This window comes from uncultured Chitinibacter sp., from assembly GCF_945957625.1.
Lineage (GTDB): Bacteria > Pseudomonadota > Gammaproteobacteria > Burkholderiales > Chitinibacteraceae > Chitinibacter > Chitinibacter tainanensis.
This window is the reverse complement of sequence record NZ_CAMFLP010000001.1, coordinates 297,037-317,156: the sequence shown is the minus strand read 5'-3', so window position 1 is coordinate 317,156 and position 20,120 is coordinate 297,037. Positions and strand designations below refer to the sequence as shown.

Annotated in this window: 16 protein-coding genes; 3 read left to right on the top strand and 13 right to left on the bottom strand. The window is 58.7% G+C overall.

All coding sequences use genetic code 11. The annotated features are described in order from the left end of the window. Positions 1–7: 7 nt before the first annotated feature. The 6 genes from QV747_RS01480 to QV747_RS01455 all read right to left on the bottom strand — a co-directional run bounded on the left by QV747_RS01480 (position 8) and on the right by QV747_RS01455 (position 5,936). Positions 8–1,309, bottom strand: a complete 1,302-nt coding sequence (locus QV747_RS01480) for a DUF445 domain-containing protein (protein ID WP_273428126.1) — start codon at positions 1,307–1,309, stop codon at positions 8–10. A 267-nt stretch (positions 1,310–1,576) separates the two neighbouring features. After that, on the bottom strand, positions 1,577–2,971 hold the full coding sequence (gene dbpA, locus QV747_RS01475) for an ATP-dependent RNA helicase DbpA (protein ID WP_273428129.1): 1,395 nt from the start codon (positions 2,969–2,971) through the stop codon (positions 1,577–1,579). Positions 2,972–3,100: 129 nt separating this feature from the next. Further along, positions 3,101–3,430 carry an AzlD domain-containing protein gene (locus tag QV747_RS01470; protein WP_273428131.1) on the bottom strand — a complete coding sequence of 110 codons (330 nt, stop codon included), beginning with the start codon at positions 3,428–3,430 and terminating at the stop codon, positions 3,101–3,103. A 14-nt stretch (positions 3,431–3,444) separates the two neighbouring features. Next, positions 3,445–4,188, bottom strand: coding sequence for an AzlC family ABC transporter permease (locus QV747_RS01465; protein WP_273428133.1), 744 nt, complete (start codon positions 4,186–4,188; stop codon positions 3,445–3,447). A gap of 66 nt (positions 4,189–4,254) precedes the next feature. Further along, positions 4,255–5,253 carry a nucleoid-associated protein gene (locus QV747_RS01460; RefSeq protein WP_273428136.1) on the bottom strand — a complete coding sequence of 333 codons (999 nt, stop codon included), beginning with the start codon at positions 5,251–5,253 and terminating at the stop codon, positions 4,255–4,257. A 179-nt stretch (positions 5,254–5,432) separates the two neighbouring features. Next, a complete protein-coding gene (locus QV747_RS01455; RefSeq protein WP_051258685.1) occupies positions 5,433–5,936 on the bottom strand; it encodes a hypothetical protein in 504 nt (167 codons plus the stop codon). Here QV747_RS01455 and QV747_RS01450 point away from each other — a divergent pair. Further along, positions 5,919–6,536 (top strand): ACP phosphodiesterase, encoded by a 618-nt coding sequence (locus tag QV747_RS01450; RefSeq protein ID WP_273428141.1) that lies wholly within the window; start codon positions 5,919–5,921, stop codon positions 6,534–6,536. The two genes, QV747_RS01455 and QV747_RS01450, sit on opposite strands and share 18 nt — an antisense overlap. On the opposite strand, the gene QV747_RS01445 is transcribed toward QV747_RS01450, so the two are convergent. The 6 genes from QV747_RS01445 to QV747_RS01420 all read right to left on the bottom strand — a co-directional run bounded on the left by QV747_RS01445 (position 6,500) and on the right by QV747_RS01420 (position 15,803). Beyond that, a complete protein-coding gene (locus QV747_RS01445; RefSeq protein ID WP_273428144.1) occupies positions 6,500–7,426 on the bottom strand; it encodes a diguanylate cyclase in 927 nt (308 codons plus the stop codon). The two genes, QV747_RS01450 and QV747_RS01445, sit on opposite strands and share 37 nt — an antisense overlap. Positions 7,427–7,432: 6 nt before the next feature. Further along, positions 7,433–8,959, bottom strand: coding sequence for an HD domain-containing phosphohydrolase (locus tag QV747_RS01440; protein WP_034618669.1), 1,527 nt, complete (start codon positions 8,957–8,959; stop codon positions 7,433–7,435). A gap of 82 nt (positions 8,960–9,041) precedes the next feature. Beyond that, positions 9,042–9,485 (bottom strand): GNAT family N-acetyltransferase, encoded by a 444-nt coding sequence (locus QV747_RS01435; protein WP_051258683.1) that lies wholly within the window; start codon positions 9,483–9,485, stop codon positions 9,042–9,044. Then, positions 9,485–10,957 (bottom strand): metalloprotease TldD, encoded by a 1,473-nt coding sequence (tldD, locus tag QV747_RS01430; protein ID WP_373317252.1) that lies wholly within the window; start codon positions 10,955–10,957, stop codon positions 9,485–9,487. The genes QV747_RS01435 and tldD overlap by 1 nt, the downstream gene beginning before the upstream one ends. A 55-nt stretch (positions 10,958–11,012) precedes the next feature. Beyond that, on the bottom strand, positions 11,013–11,837 hold the full coding sequence (locus QV747_RS01425; protein WP_273428152.1) for a carbon-nitrogen hydrolase family protein: 825 nt from the start codon (positions 11,835–11,837) through the stop codon (positions 11,013–11,015). Between the two features lie 30 nt (positions 11,838–11,867). Continuing rightward, on the bottom strand, positions 11,868–15,803 hold the full coding sequence (locus QV747_RS01420) for a YhdP family protein (protein ID WP_273428154.1): 3,936 nt from the start codon (positions 15,801–15,803) through the stop codon (positions 11,868–11,870). Between the two features lie 103 nt (positions 15,804–15,906). Here QV747_RS01420 and glnE point away from each other — a divergent pair, with 103 nt between their 5' ends. After that, complete coding sequence (gene glnE / locus QV747_RS01415) at positions 15,907–18,636, top strand: bifunctional [glutamate--ammonia ligase]-adenylyl-L-tyrosine phosphorylase/[glutamate--ammonia-ligase] adenylyltransferase (RefSeq protein WP_273428157.1); 2,730 nt, start codon at positions 15,907–15,909, stop codon at positions 18,634–18,636. Positions 18,637–18,705: 69 nt separating this feature from the next. Here glnE and QV747_RS01410 read toward each other — a convergent pair whose 3' ends face one another. Further along, positions 18,706–19,194: a hypothetical protein gene (locus QV747_RS01410; RefSeq protein WP_273428159.1), complete on the bottom strand. Its 489-nt coding sequence runs from the start codon at positions 19,192–19,194 to the stop codon at positions 18,706–18,708. Positions 19,195–19,295: 101 nt separating this feature from the next. Here QV747_RS01410 and QV747_RS01405 point away from each other — a divergent pair, with 101 nt between their 5' ends. Continuing rightward, on the top strand, positions 19,296–20,108 hold the full coding sequence (locus tag QV747_RS01405) for a pseudouridine synthase (protein WP_273428161.1): 813 nt from the start codon (positions 19,296–19,298) through the stop codon (positions 20,106–20,108). The last annotated feature ends 12 nt before the right edge of the window (positions 20,109–20,120 follow it).

Genomic DNA, 20,120 nt, shown 5'->3' with positions numbered 1-20,120 from the left:
TCCTTTTTCAAGCGTTAGCCAGCAATTGATGCAAGCCATACAGCGCCAGCCCAATCAAACCGCCCACCAGCGTGCCATTCAGGCGTACAAACTGTAGATCCACACCCACATTCACCTCCAGCCGCTCCACCATCACTTCGTCATCCCACGCTTTAAGCTGCTCAGCAATAAAGACCCCGATTTGCCGGCGATAGCGTTTCACCAACTGGCCGGCGGCGACGCGGGCGTGGCGATTTAGCCAATCGGATAGGCTGGCGTCTTGCGCCAAGCGTTGGGCCAGATGCGTGAGGCCCGCAGCGAGCTTTTGCCGCAGCAGCGAATCGGGCGTGTTGAGCCCTTCGGCCAGCCAGGCCACTACGCGCAGCCAGATCTGATCAAGCGTGGCCAACAGCGTGGGGTCAGCCAGCAGGCGTTGCTGCGCGGCGCGCAGGCGCGCTTGTAGCTCGGTATCGGTGCGCAATTGCTCGATTAGCTCAGCCAAGGTTTGATCCACATGCTGGCGCAGCGGATGCTGCGGCGCATCGCGCATGGCCTGCACTTCGCGCGCGGCCGCATGCACGAGCTTACGCGCCAGGTAGCGCCCCCCGGCTTCATCCAGTGACAGCCATTTTAGGTAATCCAGCTCCGTGGCAATCAAATGCGCCAGATGGTTTTGCAGCCGCTGCTGCGTGGTGGGGTGATTAAGCTGCTCATCAAGGTGGGCCAGCACCGCATCCACCAGTTGCTGGTGCGTACCGCTCTGGCGGATATAGCGCAAGATTTCGGTGGTGGGCGGTAATAAATCCAGCTTGCCCAGCTGATGATGCAAAAGCTCGCGCAGCCGCGCCTGCATCGCGGGCTCAGTCAGGCTTTGCAAAATATAGTGCAGCAGATTGGCCAGCTGTTCGGCGCTAGCCGCCGCGTGTTCGCTTTGCTGCAGCCACTGGGCGAGTCGGGCGGCGGGGTTAAATTCGCTCACCTTGGCCATGATGCGCTCGGTGGAGAGAAAGTGCGCCTCAATAAATTCGCCCAGGCTATCGGCAATGCGGTGTTTGTTTTTCGGAATAATGGCCGTGTGCGGAATCGGCAGATTGAGCGGCTGGCGAAATAAGGCGGTGACCGCAAACCAGTCGGCCAAGCCCCCCACCAACGCCGCTTCGGCAAAGGCCTCGATATAGCCAAGCCAGCCCCAGTGCGGATACAGGCTGCGCAGCCAGATCATCCACAAAAGCAGCGCGGCCATCAACACCAAGAGACCGGTGGCGCGGCGTTTCATACTGGCGAGGCGTTGGGTTTTACTGGCCAGCGCCAGTGTGGCGGGAGTGGGCATGCGGCGACCTACGGCACAACTAGAAACCTTCAGTGTACGCTGCAGGCTGCGGCTTGTCTTGCGATGGGCTTACGTATAGATACCCCATTCAGTATTGTGCCGCAAAGCATGCCAATAAATGCCTACAAGGCAATACCCCCAGGCAAATCGATACACCCTACCATGCACATGGCGCGCCCACCCGCGCCTAGCGCAGCCATTCAGCCAGCCCCGCCGTCGCGGCTAGACTCAGGCCGCGCAAAGAGTTGGGCTGGGTAGATTGGCGCTTTACACCAAGCGCACTTTCACCGGCTTGCCTTTCAATTTGCCCTGCCCATTGCCTAAACGTTTGAGCACCGACTGCACATGGCGGCGCTCGATGGCCACATAGGTTTGAAATTCAAACAGGTCAATCTTGCCAATCGCGTCGCCCGGCAAGCCACCATCGCCGGTTAAGGCCCCGACTACATCGCCGGGGCGCACTTTCTGTTTACGGCCTGCATCAAAACACAAGGTCGCCATACGCGCGGGCAGGGCAAATTCGCCTTCGATAGTCAGGTCTTCGATACGACCCGCCGGAATATCGGCATCCAGATATTCAGCCACCTGCCGCTGGCGCTTGGCCTGACTAGGGCTCACCAAACTCACGGCATAGCCTTTTTTGCCAGCGCGGCCAGTACGGCCGATACGGTGCACATACACTTCCGGGTCGTGCGGCAATTCGTAATTCACCACCAGCGCCAGGTCTTTGATGTCCAGCCCGCGCGCGGCCATATCAGTGGCCACCAGAATCGGGCAGCTACCATTGGCAAATTGCACCAGCATCAGATCGCGATCGCGCTGTTCCAGCTCGCCATGCAGGGCAATCGCGGCAAAGCCGTCTTCCACCAGCGACTCGGCCAGCGCCATACAGTCGGCACGGGTATTACAAAACACCACGCTGGAAGCCGGCTGATAATGGGCAAAAATCCGTTTCAGCAAATCAGGCTTGTCGGCGTTGTCTTTCACCGCATAGGCGGCCTGCACGATATACGACTGATCGTGCAGCGCCTCTACGGTCACTTCCACCGGGCTGCGCTGAATGCTGGCCGATAGTTTGCGAATACCCTCAGGGTAAGTCGCGGAAAACAGCAGCGTTTGCCGCCATTTGGGCAAAAATGAAATCACATCGGCCACTTCGCCGCCAAAGCCCATATCCAGCATGCGGTCGGCTTCATCCAGCACCAGAGTGCTGACGTGTTTCACACTCAGGGTTTCTTTGTGCAAATGATCTTGAATCCGCCCTGGCGTGCCCACCACCACATGCGTGCCATGCGCCAGCGAGGCGGCCTGCGGCGCCAGCGGCGTGCCGCCACACAGGGTGGTGATTTTCAGATTGGGCAAATGCCGGCCAAGGCGGCGCAAATCTTTACTGACCTGATCGGCCAGCTCGCGGGTGGGGCACAAAATCAGCGCTTGCGGCTTAAATAGCGTGAGATTGAGCTTATGCAGCAGCCCGATCCCAAATGCCGCCGTTTTGCCGCTGCCGGTTTTGGCTTTGGCGATCAGATCGCGCCCTTCCAGCACCAGCGGCAAGCTGGCCGCCTGAATCGGGGTCATGCTGGTGAAGCCCAGCGAGGCCAGATTATCCTGGCATTCAGCCGAGAGTACGTCGAGGGTGGAAAAAGGGATCGCTTTAGCCATAGGGTACCGCCTTGCAAAAAACACCGGTGGGTTGCACCAATGCAAACGGCCTTGGTTATGGAAAAACCAAAGCCGTTGGGTAATAGATTGATTGGGCGGGATTTTACCTGAAAAACCGGCCCAGCGGGATCAGGCGCCCCAGAGAGCGCGCAAGAGATAAAACACCAGCATGCCCACCGCAATGGCCGCCATCAGCCGGCGGGTGCGCGCCATAATCAGCGCCGTAGCCAGCATGCCCCAAAGTGCGGGGTTGGCCAGCGTCCAGCGCCAGCCGGTCGGCCCGTGGAGCACTTCGGGCAAGACGATGGCCGTAAGCACCGCCACCGGCACAAAAGCCAGCGCCTGCTGCACTTTCGCCGGCAGGCGCGCCGCCATGCCAGGGATAAACCCCAGCACGCGCAAGCCATAAGTCACCACCGCCATGCCGAGCAGCATCAGTACAATTTCTGGGATACTCATTGCCAGTATGCTCATCAAATGCTTTCCTTATCAGGCTTTACAGGCAATACCCCCGCAAGCGCCGCACCACCCCGATTCGCCACCAGCATACCAGCCCAAATCCCGGCCAGCACCGCCAGCAGCAAACCCAGCTTATAAGGTAATGATAAGGTCAGCAGCGAAGTCAGCCCTGCAGCCACGCAAGCGGCAATTTGTGCGCGATTAATCAACAGCGGCACCACAATGCCGGTGAAAGTAGCCACCATGGCAAATTCCAGCCCCCAGCTCGCCAGGCCCGGCACACTCTGCCCGAGCAGCACCCCGGCTATAGTGGAAAGCAGCCAGCTGCCGCCATTGCACAGCCCCGAGCCCAGCATAAACACCCCCAAGGGCTGCACTTGCTGCTGGCGCGCCAATTGCATGGCGGCAAAGGTTTCATCAGTGAGGAAGTACGCCAGCCCGGCGCGCTGCCAGAAAGGTAAAGGCGCCAGCTCGGTATGCAGGCTGGCGCTGTAGAGCGCATGGCGCAAGTTCACAATCATCGTGGTGAAGACAATCAGCGGCCAGTCCGCGCCGCTGGCGAGCAAACTCACCGCTAGAAACTGCGCCGAGCCGGCATACACCAATAGCGACATCGCCACCGCCGCCCAGCCGGGCAAGCCGGCGCTAATGGCCAGCGCGCCAAAAATCAGCCCGAACGGAGCCACGCCCATTTGCATCGGCAAGGTGGCCTGAAAACCGGCGCGCAAGGCGGCGCGTGCAGAATGCGGGGCCGGCAATTAATACCCACCTAGCGTATAAGCCGGTAGGCCAGATGAAATAATAATCAGCAAGCAATACCCCGCTTATTGCGCCAATAGCGCTTGCTTGAGCTCTTCCGGCACATTCGACAGCACCAGTGTATCGCTGTATTTATCGTAAATCACCGCCCCGCTGCGCAGGCTGGCGCGATCAAATTCCACTTTCCATTGCGGCGCATTGGCCTTAAAGCGCATCAGCGGTTTGATCGCCCGCCGATCAGGCACGAAACCATCATTAATGCCCAGCTCTTCGTTTTCTAGCGCAGCCTGCAGCTGGGCTGGCGCGGTGGGGAACACCTGCTCGGCAACCGTCGCCAGCGCTACTTCGCCCTGCCCTTCGCCCAAGGCATCCAGATAGCTGTGCGCGCGCTGAAAGAGCTCATCGCGCTCATCACCGGCAATGGCTTGCTCATTGGCAAAGGCTTCCAGCCCTTTCACGAGTTTCTGGGTTTCTTTCAGCGGGGTTTTGACATCAAGGCAGCCAAGAAACTGCTTGAAATAGCCAGCCACATCGCCGCGCCCTCGTAAAAAGCTCACATAGCGCTCGCCGCCCGCCTGCCAGCTGCCGAGGTCAATCCGTCCCGCTACGCGCAAATGCTGCATATCCAGGTGAATGCTATCAATCACCTGCAGCTCATCATTCACCGCCGTACCAATCACTTCGCTTAGCAGCGCAATAAATATAAAGCGCATCGCTGCGTTATTCACCTGCGCCACCAGCACATAACCGCCACTAGCCAGTGGCTCGGCCTCCATGCGGGTTTGCAGCTCGGCCATCAGCTCACGAGAAAAACCGGTGAAATCGAGGCTATTTTCCTGACTAAAGCGGCGCACCAGTTGCGGCATCAGCAACGTTTCATCATCGGCAAACTGGCCAAAGCCTTTGCCATTGCGCGTGCCATACTGCTCGCACAATTGATCAACCAGCCGTTGCGCAGCGGGTGTAATCGCCAATGCAGCCGGCGCCAGCGCCACTCGCGCCGGGCCACTGGGCTCTTTGTGCAGTTGATGAATAATCAGGTGTTCAATGGTATTAAGCGACATGGCAGCCTACCGCAATGCAAAAGCGCTATTGTCCATGCTTTAGCGCGCGGCGACCAGTCGGCGGTGGCGGTCGTCGTTCAACGAGCGGCGGCAAGTCAGCCATAGCCGAAGTTGCAGAGCGGGCGGCTTGATTGCAGGGCCAGCAAGCGGACTACTGCAGTTTGGGCGATCGCCCCGGCTCAGCGCGCTGGGGCCGCTTGGCGCGCCCGTTGCCACAGCGCGGCGCAGTCGCGAATATGGGCCTCACCCAGCATGCGCATGGCGGTGTAGCTTAAGCCGGCTGCGACTACAGGGCCCAATAGCGGCACCCATTTGGCCGCCTGCTTGCTCACCAGCCGCACGCCAGCACGTTTGAGCGCCAGCATAATCAGCGCTTTGCTGGCATAGCGGCCGATCAGCGGATTACCCAGTTGCCGCGCCAGCTGCAGCAGCCATTGCTGCTCGCTGGCGCTAAATTGCTCAACTTGCGTAGCGGCCAGCCCAAATTCACGATTGATGGCTTCTACCATTTTGGCCAGAATGGCCATATCGGCGGCGACATCCAGCCCCGGCACCGGCACCGCAGCGAGCGCCCCCGACAACAGCGCCTGCGATTGAATCAAGGCGCGGGCGCGGGCCATGGTGGCAGCCAATTCGTCCTCAGTAGGCAGGACCAACAAGGATTCATGAATTATCTCGCTCATTTACATCTGGCTCCGGATGAGGCGCAAGCGCGCGTCGGCAATTTACTGGGTGATTTTATCAAACCGGCCTACGCCGGGCATTTACCACCGGCGCTGCAGGCTGGCTTACGCCTGCATATGCAGATCGACCAATACACCGATCAGCATCCTTTGATCCGCGCGGCGCGGCCTTGGTTCCACCCCAGCCGGCAGCGTTTTGCCGGGATTTTGCTGGATATCTTCTTTGATCATTTTCTGGCCCGCGATTGGAGCCAATGGCATCCGCAACCGCTGACGACGTTTACTGAGCAAGTGTACGCCGAGCTGTTTAGCCACTGGAATTATCTACCTCCGCGATTGCAACACAATCTACCCGCCATGCAGCAGGAAGACTGGCTGGGCGGCTATCGCGAGCTGGCACGCATTGAGCGGGTACTGGCCGGCTTTGCCCGTTTTCGTCTTAGTCGCCCGACGCCGTTTGCGGCGGGGTTTCTGGATCTGCAGGCCAATTATGCGGAGTTTGGTGCGCTCTTTCAGGCGTTTTACCCGCAATTGCAGGCGCATGTAACGCAGCTGCTAGCGCCTCAGGCCGAATGCGGGAATTCACCCAAGCAGGCCTGATTGCGCCCCTTTTCCTTGGCCAGATACAGCGCGGCATCGGCCGCAGCCACCAACCATTTGGGCGAAGCATCTAGCCGCGGGGTAATCGCACACACGCCCACACTGACCGTTACCGTGGGCATGCCGTCTTCGCGATCCGGGTGGGCAATCGCCACCCCGGCCACCTGATCACTCAACCATTGCCCGACCGACAGTGCATCGGCAGGGCCTATGGCCGGCAGAATAATCGCAAACTCTTCTCCGCCGTAGCGGGAAACAATTTCGCCAGGCCGGCGCACACTACGCGATAGGCACTGCGCTACCGATTTGAGGCAATCATCGCCCGCCTGGTGCCCCAGTTTGTCGTTAAAGCGTTTGAAATGATCGACATCGACCATGGCCAGCGCCAAGGGCATTTGCAGGCGTAAATGCCGCCGCCATTCCTGCAGCAACACTTCATTAAAGTGCCGGCGATTAAACACCCCGGTCAGGGCATCCAGATTCACCAGCGATTGCAGATAGCGGGTTTGCTGATTGAGCAGCAGATGGGTTTTCACCCGCGCTTTAACCACATCTTCGTTAAATGGCTTACTGACAAAATCCACCGCGCCGGCACGCAGCGCTTTGATTTCGTATTCATCACCACGGTGGGCGGTGATGATCATGATGGCACTATCGAAATTGGGCTGATGGCGCAGCGCCCGGCAGACTTCGTAGCCATTCATGCCCGGCATTTCCACATCGAGCAGAATCAGATTGGGGTGCAATTGCTGCGCCAGCAGCAGGCCCTGCTCGCCATCACTGGCACAATGCACTTCGGCGAGGCCTTCAACCATGGCGCTGAGCATTTTCTGATTGAGCGGGCTGTCATCCACAATCAAAATGACGCCGGCCTGGGCGCGCCGCAACACTATGCTTTACTCCGGATCGGGCAGCTGCTGGCGAATCGCCACAAATTCGGGATAGGCGGCCAGCGCCACATCCACTAAATGCGGATCAAAATGCTTGCCGCGTTCAGCCTGCAGCAAGGCGATAATGTCTGCATCCGGCCACGGCTCTTTGTAAGAGCGGCGCGAGGCCAGCGCATCAATCACATCAACCACCGCCATAATGCGCGCCTCGAGCGGAATCGCCGCGCCAGCCAGGCCGCGTGGGTAACCGCTGCCATCCCATTTTTCGTGGTGATCGCGGGCAATAATCGCCCCCATTTTGGCAATCACCCGCTTGGTGTTTTTCAATAGCTGATAGCCATGATCCGCATGGGTTTTCATGATTTCCCATTCCTGCGCATCGAGCTTGCCGTGCTTATGCAAAATGGTTTCCGGGATCGCGATCTTGCCAATATCGTGTAGCGGCGAGGCATAGCGGATGGTTTCGCAGTAGTCTTGCGGCATATCGAGTTTATGCGCCAAGAGCTCGCACATCAGCGCCACGCGCCGCACATGCATGCCGGTTTCTTTCGAGCGTTGTTCAATCGCATCGCCGATGACGAGCAACAACTCTTTTTGCGTTTCCTGGATATTTTCTTTGGTGTAGAGCGATTCGAAAATCAGCGCCACATTGCTGGCAAACATTTGCAGCAAGCGTTGCTGTAATTCATCCAGTGGCTGGCAAAGGCTGGCATACAGCACATTGGTGGCATCTGTGCCGACTTCAAAATTGGCCAGAAACGCATAATCAGGCAGCTGATTCTGGCCGCCATCGCACATAAAATTGACCAACTCGCGCACATGATCGGGTAGCGAGGGGCCATTGAGATCGTCGGCGATATGGATATTCTCACCCGTGGCGGCCAGCACCGTATTGACCTTATCACCATATAAATCAGTTGATTGCGAAACCAGATACACTTCGCTGGTTTGAATATTCAGTAGATCCAGTAATTGCTGCAGTACGGCCGAGCCAAACTGATGCAGGGTGCGGCTGCGTAATACGGCTTGTGAGGAGGAAATGACTTTTTCCATCCCTTGCTGGGTATTGCTGATGGTGATGATGTCGCGATAAGAGCGGATCGCCGCGTAGATACAGGTTTTGAGCTTGATATTGGTGAGCTCGGTTTTGGCTTTGTAGTCGTTGATGTCGTATTCCTGAATCACGACTTCTTCCGGGTGCTGATTGGGCTGGCCGGTGCGCAGGATAATCCGCAAGGAGCGGTTATTCATTTCCGAGCGGATTTTCTCCACCAGCAACAAGCCGGCCTCGGGCGACTCCATCACCACATCGATAAACGCCACCGCCACATCGGGATGCTGGCTCAGTAGCTCATAGCCGCTGATTCCGCTATCGGCGTACAGCAATTCCAGCGGGCGGCCATCGACCTTCACCCGCGCCAGAGAGAGCCGGGTCACTTCGAAAATATCGCGTTCATCGTCGATGACGGCCACTTTCCAGGGGGGGAGTTTTTCTTCCCCTTGTCGTGGGGCGTCGTCCAGCAGGAAGTCCATTGCGCGCTGTATCTGAAGTTTTCTAACACTTCAGCATAGTCGCCCACGCGCAAAAAGCCATGCAGTGGCGGCCAAAGGCGCGCTAGCTGCGCTGCATGGGCTGATAGCTGATTCCGTTCTCGCTGGTTTGCTGGGCGGCAATCGGCATAAAGCCATAGCGCATATAAGCCATCACACTATTGGGGCTGGCATTTACACTGCGCAAGGGGCAGACCGCGTCTGCGGCGCGAATCAGCGCGCGCCCCACCCCGCGGCTTTGCAGCTCGGGCAGCACAAACAGCAAGGTGATATGCCCATCACCCCGCACTTGAATCAGGCCGATGATCGTATCCTGCACCAGGGCCACCCAGGTGGCGGCGCCGGCCGCATCGCGGGCGCGGATTTCCGGGGCGCTGCAAATGGCAGCAATAGCCGCAGCGCCTTGCGCACTCTGGTATTGCACCGCCAAATGTTGAAACGAGGCCCAGGCGACTGTGGCGGCGGTGTCGTATTCATCAGCCTGAATCGGGCGGACGGTCAGCGCCATTAGCCCGCAGTCCCACCGACAGTGAGCCCGCCATCGATGCGCAACGTCGGTTGGCCCACGCCCACCGGCACGCTCTGGCCGTCTTTCCCGCAGGTGCCGACGCCCGGATCCAGTGCCATATCGTTGCCGATCATCGACACGCGGGTAAGGACATCCGGGCCGTTACCGATCAGAGTGGCACCTTTCACCGGATACAGCAGCTGGCCGTTTTCTACATACCAGGCTTCGGCCGCCGAGAATACAAACTTGCCGCTGGTGATATCCACCTGGCCGCCACCAAAATTCACCGCGTATAGCCCGCGCTCCATCGAGGCGATAATCTCGGCCGGCTCGCACTCGCCGTTGGTCATCAGGGTATTGGTCATGCGCGGCATCGGTAGATGGGCGTAGCTTTCGCGCCGGCCGTTGCCGGTGATGGCGGTATTCATCAGCCGGGCATTCAGGCTGTCTTGAATATAGCCTTGCAAGATACCGTCTTCGATCAGTACCGTGCGCTGGGTTGGATTGCCTTCATCGTCGATATTCAGCGAGCCACGGCGATCCGCCAATGTGCCATCGTCCACCACCGTCACACCCGGCGCTGCCACGCGCTGACCAATCCGGCCGGCAAAGGCCGAGCTGCCTTTACGGTTAAAGTCGCCTTCCAGCCCGTGGCCAATTGCTTCATGCAGCAAAATACCCGGCCAACCATTGCCCAGCACCACGGTCATTTCGCCGGCAGGCGCCGGGCGGGCATCCAGATTGAGTACGGCCTGATCGACGGCTTTTTTGGCGTAATCCAGCAGCACGGCATCAGTGAAATAGGCGTAATCAAAGCGCCCGCCGCCGCCCGCGCTGCCCTGCTCACGCTGGCCGTTATGCTCCACAATCACATTGATCGACAAGCGACACAGCGGGCGTACATCGGCCGCGCGATGGCCATCATGCCGCGCGACATAAATCACTTCGAATTCACTCGCCAGGCTCGCCATCACCTGCACCACCCGTGGATCAAGGCTGCGTGCGATTTGCTCCACTTTTTCCAGCAAGGCAACTTTGGCGACTTCATCTAGGCTAGCGAGCGGATCTTTAGGGGTATAGAGCTGCAAGCCTTTTTGCTGATAGGGCTGCGCGGCAATACCCCGCCCACCTTGTCGGCCAATCGCCCGCGTGGCCAGCGCCGACTGAGTGAGCGCCGGCAGGCTGATGTCATCGGAATAGGCAAATGCGGTTTTCTCGCCACTGACGGCCCGCACGCCCACGCCCTGATCAATATTAAAGCTGCCGGATTTTACAATCCCTTCATCCAGGCTCCAGGCTTCGGAGCGGCTGTACTGGAAATACAAATCGGCATAATCCACCTCGTGTTGCATGATTTGCCCCAACACCTGCTGCAAAGCAGCTTCATCCAGCGCAGCCGGGGCCAGCAGCTGGCGCTCGGCAAGGGCAAACGGGTCGAGGTGGGCGGCATCAAACGAAGCAGGCATGGTCATCCTTTACAACAGTTAGTTTTAGCGCGCGCCGATCCGGCGCGGCGCAAAGTGAACATTAAAGCACACGATGGCGCAGGGCCGGCAAAATTGTCCGTACCCGCGCGGCCTGGCTGGCTTTCAATTCAGCCAGCACCACCCCTTCGCCCGTGGGCAGCACATCCAGCACCATCCCCCACGGGTCGATCAACATGCTGTGGCCAAACGTGCTGCGTCCGCTGGGGTGGGTGCCGCCCTGGCCACTGGCCACAACAAAACACTGGTTTTCAATCGCCCGCGCCCGCAGCAGGATTTCCCAGTGTGCACGACCCGTGGTGGCGGTAAAGGCCGCCGGCACCACCCAGATATCCACCTCACCCGCTTGGCGAAATAGCTCGGGAAAACGCAGGTCATAACACACCGCCAGCCCAAGACGGCCAAAGGGCGTGGGCACAGTTACCACGCTGGTGCCAGGGCGAATGGTGTCGGCCTCCTGGAAACATTCGCTGCCGTTTTGAAAGCCAAACAGGTGAATTTTGTCGTAGCGCGTCACGCACTCACCCGCTGGGCTATACACCAGACAGCTATTCATCACCCGCGCGGGCTCCTCGCTACGCAGCGGCACCGTACCGCCCACCAGCCAAATGCCATACTGCTGAGCCATGCGGGCCAGAAATTGCTGAATCGGGCCGCTGCCTTGCACCAAGGGCTGTGGCTGGTAGTCTTCCTGTACGGCCAATTTGTCGGTGTCGCGCTCGCCCATGATGGCGAAATATTCCGGCAGGGCCACACATTGCGCCCCGGCCTGCGCCGCCTGAGCGATCAATGCCCCCGCCCGAGCGAGATTGGCCGCGACATCCGGGCCGGAGATCATCTGAATACTGGCAAATCGGCAGCTTTGCATACCCCTACTCCGTATTGCTTGATACACCAATTAATCTAATGCTTTGCGCAAGATACCCGAGGCAATATCTTTGGGCTTGGCCGGCTGTACGCCAACCTTGCGAATTTTCGGCTCGCTCATACTGCCTTCGATCTGAAATTCATATGCCACCAGTTCGCCCAGCGGATTATCCAAGGCCGATTGCACCGCCAACGTCGCCAGACCCGCCAGCGGGTTCACCACCGTCACTCCCAACGCGACCGCGCCACTGATACTCGGCACAATCCGCACCCGTAAATTCTGGGTATTGGCGATAAAATTGGCATCGCCAGTAAAGCGAATTTTGGCCGCCGGGCTGTCGATATGCAGATTATTGGTGCGCGCTACGCCTTGCTCGATCAGTACATCGCCTCGAATGCGATCAAACTCTAAGCCATTACTAAACACATCACTAAAGTCGAGTTTCAGCCGGCGCGGCAAGGCCTGCAGGCTGAGCACCGATAAAAAGCGCCCCACGCCGGGGTCTAATTTCAAAAACTGCCCTGCGCCGACATTCAGCGCCAGCTTGCCATTCACACTACTCCAGCGGGGCGCCCACGGCGCGCCCTGCCATTGCCCTTCGCCCTGCAGTTGCAGCGGCGCATCTTTCAGTGCCTCGGGGTAGCCCAGGCGCTTGAGTAATTTGCCGGTATTTTCCGATTCGATCCGTAGGCTGGCCTGGGTTTTCTCCACGCTGCCTTGCTGCAACCACGCGCCCGAGAGCTGCACCTCGCCATCAGCGTTGCGCAGGCTCAGTTCATTAAAATCAATGCCATTGGCTTGCGGTTTGCTATTGATTTTGAGCGCGCCAAATTCAACCCCATTCACGCGAAAATCACTCGCGGTAAGCTGCAAAGCGGGAAAGCGCTGCCAGGTGGGCAAGAGACTTTCTTCCACCGCCGGCGCCACCGTGAGCGCGGCGGGGCGCAGCCGCTCGGCAGTCGGTACGCTTTTGAGCGGCAGCCAAAGTTTACTTAGCTTGGCCTGCACTAAATGTTGCGCCAATTGCCAGTTCACCTCGCCGCTCATTTGCTGGCTTTGCAGATGAGCTTGCACGGCTTTAGGCTGCAACTGCGCGTTCAGACGCACGTCGGTGAGGCGCTGACCCCAAATATCCAGCTCATCAAAGCCCACATTTTGCAGCAAGATCGGCGGCAGATTACTCGCGCCCGAACTTGGGCCCTCACTCACGCCGGCCAGCGCCAGCCAATGCTCGGCCGAGAAATTGGGCCAGCTGCCGGCAATCTGGATGCCTTTGGCTTGCTCATTCAGCTGCGCCTTGGCCGCTGGGCTGCGGGCATGGCCTAAATTCAGCTGTCCGCGCAGCTGGCTGGCTTCGTCGCCAAGCAGCAGCGCCGCATTCAGCGCCTGATCGTAGCTAAATTCCAACCGCGATTGGCCCTGCTGATCGGCCAGCCGTAATTTAAACGGCCGCCGCTGGCCTTGGGCTTTGGTGAGGGGCGCGGGCAGGCTGATGGCTGCGCCGGCTAGATCCGAATTCAAATTCAGCTCAAAATGCGCCGGGCTGACGGCCAGTTGCGCCTGAAACGGCACCATGCCTTTTAAGCCCGTCGCCAGTGCTGGCGCGTATTCCTGCATCGCACGTTGCACATCGGCGTCGCCTTTAAGCTGCAGCTGCAGATCGCCATTGCTGGCATTCGCGCCGCTCAATTGCACTTGCCCACCCAGAGCACGCGCGCTGGATGGCAATACTTTTAATTCATGCTCGGTAAAGTGCACTTCGCCGCGCGCCTGCTCAAGCACCGGAATGCCGGCGCCGAAATCCAGCCGGTTGCCGGCAAAGCGATATTGCCCTTCCACCTGGGTAGCATCGATATTCTCCACCGGAATATCCAGCCGCAAGCTCAGCTCACCATGGCCTTGCGCTTGCAGGCGATCCAGAAAGCCATTCATGGCCTGCCGTACCGGGCTTTTAGCCACAAACTCCAGATAATCGGCCGTCTTACCGCTGACCTTACCGGTGACCAGCACATGCGGGTCGTGATCCAGCTGCGGAATATCGACCTTCACCTCGTGCAACTGGGTGCCAGTGATGTTGCCCTGCTGCGCCCGCACTTGCAGCGCGGTGCCCTGAATTTCCACCTGGCCCTGAATGCCGGTGATATCCGGCCAGTCTGCCCCGTAATTGAGCGTGACATCACGCGCATCGGTCACCACCCGAAACACGCCACGCTGGGCCGCCGGCGTGTTGGCAGGATACGGAAAATCAGCCACTTCACCGCGCCAGACAAACTGCGCATTGCGGGCCTCACCGCCCTTGAGCGAATCTTTCAGCCAGTGCAGCACATCATCGCCGATCTCCCGCGGCAAGTAGGCATGCACCCGATTGGCAGCCAGCCGCGCTATCGTGGCTTGCAGATCCACCTGCCCAAGCCCTTGCCCCGGCCAGCGATAGCTGGCTTTGGTATCTAGCGCCAGATCGCGATTGCTGGCTTTCAGCCCCTGCAATTGCAACTGCCAGCCCTGACCTGCGCGTTGCCACTGCCACTCGCTGGCCAAGCGATCAAATTGCAACCCTTCACTAAACTCGGCGGGATAGCTGATTTGCACGCCATCCCCACCTAGTTTGAGGCGGCCACTATCAGGCTTGAACTCGGCATCTAGATTGAGGTTTTGCCAGGCCAATGCCCCCGGCAACTGGCTAGCGCTGAGATTACTCGCCGCAAGCTCACCCTGCAGGCTGCGCCAGCTCGGTAGCGGCGCGCCGGCGCGCCATGGCCAATGCCCGGGCCAGGCTAGTTGCAGCTGGCTCAGCTCGCCCCCCAGCTTGGCATTGCGCCAGCTCGCCAGCGGCGCCGGAAGATAAGCTGCATAGGCATTCAAGCCGGCTAATTGCCATGCGCTCGCACGCAAACTCTGGCCATCGGCATCACGCTGCCAGTTTAACTGACAGCCCTGACATAACACGCCACTGGTGCCCACAATCCGCTGGCCACGCAGAGTAAAGCTTTGCTTTGCACCTTGCTGCTGCCAGCTAAATTGCCCAGCAAATTGCGGCAAGCTAAAGGTGGGCCAATGCGCAAAGCGGATTTGCCAGTCACTCAACTGCAGGTCAGCATCCAGCCCGGCCAAAGCGCCTTCATCCAGTTCAAATTCCAGCTTCAGCGCGCCTTTGCCACTGGCAAATTGCGCTTGTGGGCTCAGAGGCGCCAGCCAAGGGGCTAGGCGAGCCAGATCAGCCTTGGGGAGATTTAAGGCCACGGTGCCAGACCAGTCGGCCAGATCACCCACATCATCGCCGCTGAGGCGTGCTTGTAATTCCAACGGGGTATCCAGCAGTTGCTCGGGGCGCAAGCGCAGCAACCAGCGATGACGACCAAACCAGTTGTGCATGGTGAGCTGCAGATCGCGGGTGTGTAATGCCGGCCACAGCCCACGCGCATCGCGCAGCTGCAAGCGCCCCTGCCGGATTTCCACCTCGCCCTGCGCGATGAGCCAATTCAGTAATTGATGGTCGCCCGAATCGCTATGATTTTGCGGCAAGGTAATGCCACCGATCTGCCACTGCCCATTGGCCAGCCGGGTGATCACCAACTCAGGTGAGAGCAAAGTGAGCGAGCTGAAATGCAATTGCCCCAAGGCCAGCCGCCACCATGATAAGGCGCCCTGCATGCGGGCAAATTCCAGCGCCACCTCGCCGCGGCTGTTGCGGGCCGTAAAATGCTCCAGCGTCAGCTGCGGGCGTATCCCTTGCCAGCCGCCGCTTAAGCGGCCAATCTGGATCGGCAAGCCGGTACTTTGGCTCAGGCGGGTTTCCAGCCAGGGTTTATAACTGTTCAGGCGCGGAATAAGCCAGGTTTGCCAGCCCAGCGCCAGCAGCGCGAGCAAGAGCAGCACGCTGAGCAAACAGCGTTTTAGCCAGCGCAGATGCCAGGCAGAAAAGCGGGCCCCCAGCGTTTTGAGCCGGGTCAAAAAAACCATGGACATCCTGAATCCGCAGCGGACACCGTACCCGCGCCGCAGCCGGCTGTGATACGGTAATGGGAGAAATAAAAAGGCCTACCATTTTAACCTGAAAACCGGTGCCCCGATGACTGAACCCGCCACTGAAACTGTCTTTGCTGCCGAATCTGAAACACCCACGCTAGCGCATCCGCTGTTGCAGCGCCCATTGGCGCATAGCCGCTATTTGCAACGGCTACTCAATTGCCACCCCGAGCAGCTTGCCCCGCTCATCACAGAGCACGCAGCGCCCTTTGATCGGGCGGCGATGCAAGCTTGGCTTGCCTGCCAGCAGTGGGATAGCGATGAATCGCTAGGCTTGGTATTGCGCCGCTTGCGCCAGGCGGTAATGGCGCGGCTAATTGTGCGTGAACTCAATCAGTTATCCGATCTCACCGAGGCGATGCACACGGTCAGTGACTTGGCCGAAGTGGCCGTCGAAACCGCAGTCAGTTGGGTCAGCCAGCCAAGCGAGCGCTATGGCCAGCCGATCGGCGAAGAGACCGGCACGGTGCAGGAACTGATCGTAGTGGGCATGGGCAAGCTCGGCGGGCGCGAGCTCAATGTATCCTCGGATATCGACCTGATTTTCATCTACCCGGAAGACGGCGAAACCAGTGGCCCGCGGCAGATTAGCAATCACGAGTATTTTGTGGGGCTGGGCAAGCGGATTATCAAACTGATAGGCGAGCAGGACGCCAATGGCTTTGTGTTTAGGGTGGATATGCGCTTGCGCCCGTTTGGTGATTCCGGGCCGCTGGTGAGCAGCTTTGCCGCACTGGAAAACTATCTGCTCACCCAAGGCCGCGAGTGGGAGCGCTATGCCTGGATCAAAGGCCGCGCGCTCACCGGCGACGCCGAAGGCCTGATGCAGTTAGTAACGCCGTTTGTGTATCGCAAATATCTTGATTACGGCGCCTATCAATCAATGCGCGAGCTGCATAGCCAGATCCGCCGCGAGGTTGAGCGCAAAGACCGGCTCGACAATGTGAAACTCGGCCCCGGGGGTATCCGCGAAATCGAGTTTATTGGTCAGGTGTTCCAGCTGATACGGGGGGGGCGTAATAAGACTTTGCGCTCTCGCGCCGCCCAAGGCATTTTGCGCGCGCTGCAAGAGCAGCACCATTTACCACAGGAAGTCGAGCAAGCCCTGCAAGCGGCGTATGTGTTTTTGCGCGATGTTGAGCACCGGATTATGTATCTGGATGACGCACAAACCCAGATGCTTCCCACCCCGGCCGAAGATCAAGCCCGGCTCGCCAGCAGCATGGGCTTTGCCGACTGGGGCAGATTTAAATCTGCCCTCGACGCTCATCGGGCGATTGTTAGCCAGCATTTCGGGGCGATTTTTCAAGCCAGTGATGCCGATACCCCAGAGGGGGATCGCTCTAGCGATGCGATTGATGCTTTTGCTGATGACAATACCCCCCGCTATACGCAATTAGGCTATCAGCAAGCTGCCGAGCTACAGCGCCGGCTGAGCGCCATGCAAGAGAGTGGCAAATACCGGCAAATGCCCGAGCGCAGCCGCCGCCGTCTGGAAGCGATTTTACCAGCCTTAATCACCACGGCCGCCGCGTGCAGCAACCCGGATGCCACCGTAATGCGGGTACTGGATTTACTGGAGGCGGTCAGCCGGCGTGAATCCTATCTAGCGCTACTGGCCGAGCACCCGCATGCGCTCAAACGCTTGGTGGATCTGTACAGCGCCAGCCCGTGGGTATCCGGCTATCTCACCCGGCACCCGTTACTACTGGATGAGCTATTAGACCCTCGTTTACTCGAGCAAGCCCCCGATTGGCCCGCGCTAGGCCAGCAACTGCGCCGTGAGATGCAAGACCTGAGCGACGACACCGAAGCACGCATGGATGCGCTGCGGCATTTTCAGCACACGCAGATTTTCCGGCTGGTGTGTCAAGATTTAGCGGGCCTGTTGCCACTGGAAAAACTCTCCGATCATTTATCCGATCTGGCAGATTTAATTCTGGCCGTGACGCTGGAAGAGGCCTGGCGTGACCTGCCGAATAAACACCAAGCCGCCCCGAGCTTTGCCATCATTGGCTACGGTAAATTAGGCGGCAAAGAGCTGGGCTATGCTTCGGATCTGGACGTGGTCTTTTTGTACGACGACGAGCATCCTTCCGCCGCCGAGATTTATGCACGGCTAGCCAAACGGATTGTCAATTGGCTCAGCACCCTCACCTCCGCCGGTATGCTGTACGACATTGACTTGCGCCTGCGCCCCAATGGCACGTCTGGTTTGCTGGTGTCCACCGTGGCGGCTTTTGCCGATTATCAGCGCCAATCGGCCTGGGTGTGGGAGCATCAAGCCTTAACACGGGCCCGCTTTAGCGCCGGCGCCACGGCGATAGGCGAGGCTTTCGAAGCCATCCGGCAAGCCATCTTGGGGCAAAGCCGAGATCTAGCCGCACTGCAACAGGAAGTGGTGGGCATGCGCGGGAAAATGCTGGAAACCCACCCCGCCAAGGGGCAGGATGTGAAGCATTTACGCGGCGGCATTGTGGATGTGGAGTTCATCGTGCAATACCTGATTTTGGCCTATGCCCACCGCCAGCCGGCTTTGCTGGCCAATAGCGGCAATATCGCCTTGCTGCAGGTAGCTGCCAGCCACGGCTTACTCCCCGCCGAGCCAGCTGCGGCCGCGCAAGTGGCCTACCGGGAATTACGCCGTTTACAGCATCAGCACCGCCTGAACGGCACCGAGCTGCCAGCGCAGCGCATCGCGGCTTTGGCCGAGCCCATGAGCGCGGTTCGCACGCTTTGGCAGTATTTGTTTGGCCAACCGCTAGAAGGCTGAGGTGGCCAAGGTAATAAAAAACGGCGCTACTCGCGCCGTTTTTTATTTTTAATCTCAATCGAAAAGCGTTTATTTGGCAAACTCGCCAAAATGCACGGCCGCTTTACCGCTTGGCATATAAGTCGCCAGCCAGTCGGTTTCCTGCTTAACGTGATCCATCAGCAGTACCACGTGGCGTGGATCGATGTCATTGGCGAACCAGAATTCCTTACGCCACACAGCATTACTCAGCTCAAAAAACTCACCGCCGGGTGTAGTTTCATCCAGAGAAGGCGCCCGCTGACTGTAATCGCAACGCGCCAAGATCTCGCTCAGCGGGCTTAAAGCGTGCACCACTTCAATCACGAAGGCCGACATCGTGGGCGACATTTGCTGCAAGTTGGCATAAGCCGCGGTTTTTTGCTCTAGCACGCGGAATTCTTCCCGACAGCAGCAAGGGCAGATAAAATCTTGCGCACTCTCGATCAATTCGATGAGATGCTCCTTACCTTCCTGAGCATCCGGCGCCGAAAAACCGTGACCACATTTATAGACAACTTCGGTTTTCACAGAAAGCATGCATAAAACCAACAAATCTCAACAAATTGAGCATACCATTTTTTACTGAATTAACACTGACCTTTCAGTTCTTTTAATCTACCGCCGGTCGTTTCTGCCACATGCTAGACATTTTGTATCGTGATCCCGAGCTGATCGCCATTCACAAACCCAGCAATTTGCTGGTGCACCGCTCAGAGCTGGATTATCACGAGACCGAATTCGCCCTGCAGCAATTGCGCAATCAGCTGGGCCAGCATGTGTATCCTGTCCATCGCTTGGATAAAGCCACTTCAGGCGCGCTACTGTTTGCGCTCAATCCGGAAATGGCACGACGGATGGGGGAGGCCTTTGCCACGCGGCAGGTGCAAAAATCTTACCTTGCCGTAGTCCGTGGCTGGCCACCGGCCAGTGGCGAAATTGATCATCCACTGAGTATTCGCGCCGATGAGCAGCCCCCTGAGCTCGCAGCGGGTGCCAGCAAAGCCCCGCAAGCAGCCCAAACGGCGTTTCAAACCTTGGCACAATTCGAGCTGCCCTGGGCGGTGGATAAATACCCCAGCAGCCGCTATGCCCTCGTGGCCTTGCAGCCCCATACCGGGCGGAAACATCAGCTACGCCGGCATATGAAGCACTTACAGCACCCCATGATTGGCGATAGTACATATGGTAAAGGCCGTCACAATCGGGCTTTTGCCGAGGCGTTTGAAGTCGATCGGCTGCTGCTGGCTTGCACCGGGCTGGCCTTCACTCATCCGCGCAACGGGCAAGCCTTGGCGATTCAATGCCCGCTCGCAGCGGATTTTAGTTATGTTCTGGCGCAGCTGGCAGCGCTGCCACTGCAGCCTGATCTCCTCTCACTGCTGAAGCAGCAGGGGATTGGGTTTCTCCCCGCCCAAGCCAGTGCCCCCCGTAACCAGCGCATCTACGTCTAAGCCATAAAAAAA